Below are 5,829 nucleotides of genomic sequence, written 5' to 3' on the forward strand. Positions count from 1 at the left end.
ATAGAATTTGCCGTTATCTATTGCATTTTAGCTTCAATATTTGCTAATGTCACTTCTGAAGTAGACTCAAAATTCAGATCCGCTCCTGACAACACATCTGAAATACCAACTGCTAGTGATGTTTCACCTGCGCCATTGATTGAGGAAATTCCAGCAGCTGAATCTTCCAATCCAATGACATTTTCTGGATCTAAATGTAAGACTTCCGCAGCACGAACGAAGATTTCAGGATCAGGTTTTCCCTTTGTCAAAGTGGCGGGATCAACAATGTCAACAAAATACTCAGTTAATCCCAAATGATCTAGAATCATTGGTGCATTTTTAGAGGCTGAAGCTACCGACATTTTATAGCCGGCTGCCATAGCTGATTGAATGAAATCTTTCATGCCAGGTAAAACATCATCTTCCGTCAATGTTGAAATGAGTTGTTGATAATTATGATTTTTCTTTTCTGCTAATGCTTCTTTATCTGCTTGAGAAAAATCATCGGCATGATCCCCAGCATCCAAAATCATTTGCAAGGAAGCCATGCGACTGATGCCCTTCAAACCTTCAGCCAATTCTGGTGTCCAAGTTGTGCCAACCTCATCAGCTATTTGATGCCAAGCTTCACCATGAAAGCGCGCCGTGTCAGCAATAACGCCATCTAAATCAAAGGCAAAACCTTTAATATCTGAAAATTTAGCCATTTTTATTTATCCTCGCTTTTTTTAATTTGGTAAGTTACAGTATATGTTTTTGTTTCATTTGCTGGCAAAACAATATCACCAAATCCTTCATGATTAACCGCATCAGGCAAGGTCTGCATCTCAATAGCAAGCGCTGTTTTAATGTCACTGCTATCGTCAGGATTGGCAGTGAATACAACCACACCATTGCGATCTGAATCCACTGTCAAGGTCAAACTTTCATCGGGTGAAGTTAGTCCTACTCCCTCTCCTTGACGGCTGGGATCTAATACCCAAGCATCATCGTAATGCTCTTGTCCCAAGGCATGCAAATGCGCAAAATCAAATTTTGTATTTTGATTATCAATCACGTTACCGGTTGGAATCATGTGATTATCAACTTCAAGATGTTGACGTGATGCAATTTGTAATTTATGCTGACTGATATCTTGATCCTTACCAACTAAATTAAAATAGACATGCGTCATTGGATTGAACAATGTATTCTCGGTTGAAACGCCACTAAATATAATGTCTAAAAGATCTTCATCGTCCAATCGATAGGTCACTTGGGCAGCTAATTGTCCGGCGAATTCATCATCAAAAGTACGTGTGAAATTAATTTCCGCCGCTGTACCCAAATTTCTTGCTTCACCGTGCCAATTAACCGCATCAAAGCCATTAATGCCAGAGTGTAAAACATTGCCATGATCATTTGTCGTTAATGTAAAATGTGCCCCATTAATATCATAATCAGTTTTTGATAGACGACCACCAACACGACCAATTGTATTTCCAAAATGGAATGGATTATCTAAATACGCGGCTAAATCATCAAATTGGACTAACAATTCTTGTTTGACACCATCACGTTCAACGGAAAACGATTGCCAAGTTGCCCCGTATGAAAGTGCAGTAATCTGTGTGTGCTTGATATTTTCTAGGGTAAACGCCGTCACGACTTTTCCGTCAGGTAATTGCCCAAAATCCTTCTCTACTACTTTCATGATATCCTTTCCTGCTATACAGCAAATGAGCGATTTCTCGCTCATCATCATGCTTATTACTTACTCAATTCAACAGGCTTACCGGCAACATCAATCGTAATTGGTTCGCCATCAATTAACTTGAAGTGGGAACCATCCTGATCAACGTCGACTTCAATTAAACGATCACGGAAGACTTGTCTAAATGAATAGTGTGACCATTTCTTCGGCAGGAATGGTGCGTAATGCAACTTGCCGTCGCGAACCCGCATCCCAGCGAATCCTTGGACCACCGCAATCCAGCCGCCGGTCATCGCCGTAATGTGCAGGCCATCAACGGTATCGTTGTTGTAGTTGTCCAGATCAAGTCGTGCTGTTCGTTCATAAAGTTCAACGGCTTTTTCTTCATAGTGAAGGTCAGCAGCCAACACGGAGTAAATGGCAGGTGACAAGCTTGACTCATGCACGGTGTATTGCTCATAGAAATCAAAGTTGGATTTCTTCTGTTCCGGTGTAAAGTCATCAATGAAGTCCCAGATACCCTGCAGTACATCCCCCTGCTTAATGTAAGGGGAGCGCAAAATCTTGTCCCATGACCAGTTCTGGTTCAATGGTAATTGATCTGCAGGAATTTCTGATACCGGCTTGAGATCTTTATCGAGGAAGCCATCGTGTTGAACGAAGATGTTGAGATCTTTGTCATATGGCAGATACATGTTGTCGACAATGTCTTGCCAATGCTTCTTTTCATCTTCACTAACATTCAGCTTCTTAGCTTGTTCGGGTGAAACTTCCTTAAGAATCTGAAGCGTGTATTTCAACGTCCACTGGGCCAGAATGTTGGTATACCAGTTATTATCAACGTTGTTTTCATACTCATCAGGGCCAGTCACGCCATGAATCATGTAATTCTTGTTTCGCTGGCTGTAGTGAACCCGGTCTGCCCAGAAACGGGAAATTTCGGTCAAGACTTTTGAACCTTCGTTTAGAACATACGAAGTGTCGCCGGTGTAACGGGTGTAATTGTAAATGGCAAAAGCAATATCGCCATTTCGGTGAATTTCCTCAAAAGTAATTTCCCATTCATTATGACACTCGATTCCGTCAAAAGTGACCATTGGGAACAGGGCACCCTTGAGTCCCTGCTGTTTGGCGTTATGGTACGCACCGTCCAACTGCTTGTAACGATACATCAAGAGGTTGCGGGTTACCTTAGGATCGGTAATTCCCAGGTAGACAGGCACCGCAAAGGCCTCGGTATCCCAGTAGGTAGCACCACCGTACTTCTCACCAGTGAAGCCTTTAGGCCGATGTTCAAGCGTGAATCCTCACCATAGTAGGTGGAGAAGAGTTCGAACAAGTTGAAACGGATTCCCTGTTGGGCTTCGGTGTCACCATCAATGACGATGTCAGATTTGTTCCAGCGATCGGCCCAGACCTGCTCATGAGCTTCAAGCAGTTCATCGTAGGACTGGCCGGCAACCTTGTCGCTTAATTGATGCATGGCGTCAGTTAAAGCAGCTTGAGTATCATAATCTCTGGAAGTCACAATGATCACGCGCTTTTCAAGTTGAGCAGATTCATTGGGTGCCAAGACACCGGTGAATTCGTTGACAACTTCTTTTTCACTGGGTTGAGCCACTTTGTCAGCAGTCAAATCCGTGACGTTACGCATTTCCATTCCGGAAGTGAACCGGGGTGTCCCAAACGGGTTCGGGGTTGTTTCGGCAAGGACATTGCCTGAATCAGTCCCCTGTTCAGTTGAGAGAACCTCCCAGAACCGTTCGTCGTAGTTGGCGTCCTCGTTCTGAACGTCACCGTCGATAGCGGAATCAATCACCAGATCCACTTTATTTGAGCCGACGTTTTGAACGCGCACCCGCTGAACGGACAATTCCGGCTGGGCAACGCTCAAGAAACGAACAAATTCGACTGCCACCTTGGCATCACCTTTGGTAACCGTAAACGAGCGGGTTAACAAGGCTTTTTTCATATCAAGATTGAGTTCGAAATCACTGAACTGGTCTTTGGCCAGGTCGATGGCTTCACCATTAATTTTAATGTGCATCTTGATGAAATTAACCGCGTTAACAACTTTCCCAAAGTAATCGGGATAACCGTTCTTCCACCAGCCAACTCGGGTCTTGTCCGGATACCAGACACCACCAAGATAGATGCCGTTTAAGGTGTCGCCACTGTAATCTTCCTCGAAGAATCCGCGCATCCCCATATAACCATTTCCTAGGCTGGTCATGGATTCTTGAAGCCGTTTGTCTTCTGGCTTGAAGTCATGAGTCACAATGTTCCAAGGCGTCACTTCAAAAGTTCTTTTCATAAATAAACGTCCTTTCTATGCTTTGTAAGTTTCTTTGATAAATCCAACCGAGGCTGCACCCAGGGCCATGATGATGCCGGCCAACAAGAACATATTTGGCTGAGCGTTATCCAATAATGGGAATAAGCCAAAGCTGGCAAGTGAGGCAACAACTTGTGGCAGGCAAATTGAACCGTTGAACAGTCCAAGATAAGTCCCCATATGTTCACCAGACAGGGCGTTGGTAACCATCGTTAATGGATAAGTGTTCATCGATGCCCATGCCATTCCGACTAGGATAAATGATAGGATCAAAATGTATTGGGTGTGAATGAAGAATACTGAGATGAAGCCAACTGCACCAAGGGCCAAGCTGATTGAGTAGCCCAACTTGTGATGGTTATTTGGCATTTTAGCCAAAACGTATGACCAGGCAACGGCAGCAATTGATTGAACGGCTGCTAAAACACCGTACCAGTTACCGGCAGCTTGGTAGCCTGCGGAAGCGGCGTTGGTGGTGTTCCAAACGTTGCTGGCAATCGCACCGGCAGCGTATGTCCAGAGATATTGGAAGGCAATCCAGCAGAAGAATTGAACCAATGTCGTCGTCCAAAATACTTTCGGTGCCTTCTTAAGCAATGTCCACCAGTTACCACCGGTTGAGTTAGCCTCTTCAGTAATACCGTGATATTTGGCGTAAGTCTTGGGATCATATTCATGAACTTTGAAGATGGTCAGCAAACTTGTCAGTAACAGAATTGCCGCACCAACATAGAAGGAAATCACAACTGATTGTGGAACGACACCCTTTTTAGCGGTATTGGCGACGCCGAATGCCGTAAAGATAAATGGGAAGATGGCTGCGATGACCGCACCACCATTTGACAGGAAACTTTGAATGCCGTATGCATAACTCTTTTGGTCATCATTGACCATATCGCCGACCATCATCTTGAATGGCTGCATGGCAATGTTAGACGACACATCCAGCAGGGCAACAGTGACTGCCCCGAATACCAATGCCGTAATTGATGCGTACCCGAAGCCAAAACTCCCCGAATTAGGCAACAGACACATCACGATGATGGCAATCGACGGCCGCCCAACTTGGGTGCCCAAGTTCGATCTGAATAATAACCGATAATTGGTTGAACGATTACGCCTGCAAGAGGTGGCAAAATAAAGAACCAGCCCAACTTATTGGGATCCGCTCCAATCGTTTGAAAAATTCGACTCATTTGTGAGCTTTGCAGGGTAAAAGCAATCTGCACACCGAAGAAGCCAAAGTTGATCATCCAAATGGTACTGGCGGTAAGTTTGGGCAAACCAGACTTCTTGGTTGCAGCTGCGCTACTCTGTTCATCCATTTCATATTCCTCCAATTCAAAATATCGTATTAATAATAGCGTTTGCTTTTTGTATTATGGCACTTTTTGGCAGAAATCGCAAACGGTTACATAAAATTAATTGAGCATTTTCAAAATTTAAGGCTTGAATTGTCAAATTAAGTGCAACACTACATTAAAGAATATTTCATAAGGCGTTTTCCATCCGAGACATTTACGGGGACGATTATTCATTTGTTCTGCATATGCTTGTATCCGGCGGTCAGTAATTGAATCAAGGTCAGTTCCTTTTGGCAAATATTCGCGAAGCAAGCCGTTAGTATTTTCGTTAGTTCCTCGTTGCCAAGGAGAGTGAGGATCGGGAAAGTAGAAGGGCGTACCAAACTTATCAGTTAAACATTGAACTTTGGCAAACTCTTTACCCCTATCCGGGGTAATCGTTAACGATCTACCAGGACATAGCTTCATTAAGTCGCTCAAAGTATCCGTGACTGCTTCTGAAGTTCTTTTAGAAG

General features: G+C 43.9%; 3 protein-coding genes and 2 pseudogenes. All 5 read right to left on the bottom strand.

Features of this window, described 5'->3' with window-relative positions:
• Window positions 1-17 precede the first annotated feature (17 nt).
• The gene (pgmB, locus tag JCM11969_RS15730; protein WP_054712720.1) at window positions 18-689 is read right to left on the bottom strand and encodes a beta-phosphoglucomutase; all 672 of its coding nucleotides are present in this window, start codon (window positions 687-689) and stop codon (window positions 18-20) included.
• 2 nt (window positions 690-691) lie between these two features.
• A complete protein-coding gene (locus JCM11969_RS15735) occupies window positions 692-1,675 on the bottom strand; it encodes an aldose epimerase family protein (RefSeq protein ID WP_054712723.1) in 984 nt (327 codons plus the stop codon).
• Between the two features lie 56 nt (window positions 1,676-1,731).
• Window positions 1,732-3,989, bottom strand: a pseudogene (locus JCM11969_RS15740) (glycoside hydrolase family 65 protein).
• A gap of 15 nt (window positions 3,990-4,004) precedes the next feature.
• A pseudogene (locus JCM11969_RS15745) lies at window positions 4,005-5,335 on the bottom strand (SLC45 family MFS transporter).
• A gap of 132 nt (window positions 5,336-5,467) precedes the next feature.
• Window positions 5,468-5,829, bottom strand: a 362-nt coding sequence (locus JCM11969_RS17380; protein ID WP_156319406.1) for an IS30 family transposase, incomplete at its 5' end; no start/stop codon positions are given.

It is taken from the genome of Secundilactobacillus paracollinoides DSM 15502 = JCM 11969 (assembly GCF_001311135.1).
Lineage (GTDB): Bacteria > Bacillota > Bacilli > Lactobacillales > Lactobacillaceae > Secundilactobacillus > Secundilactobacillus paracollinoides.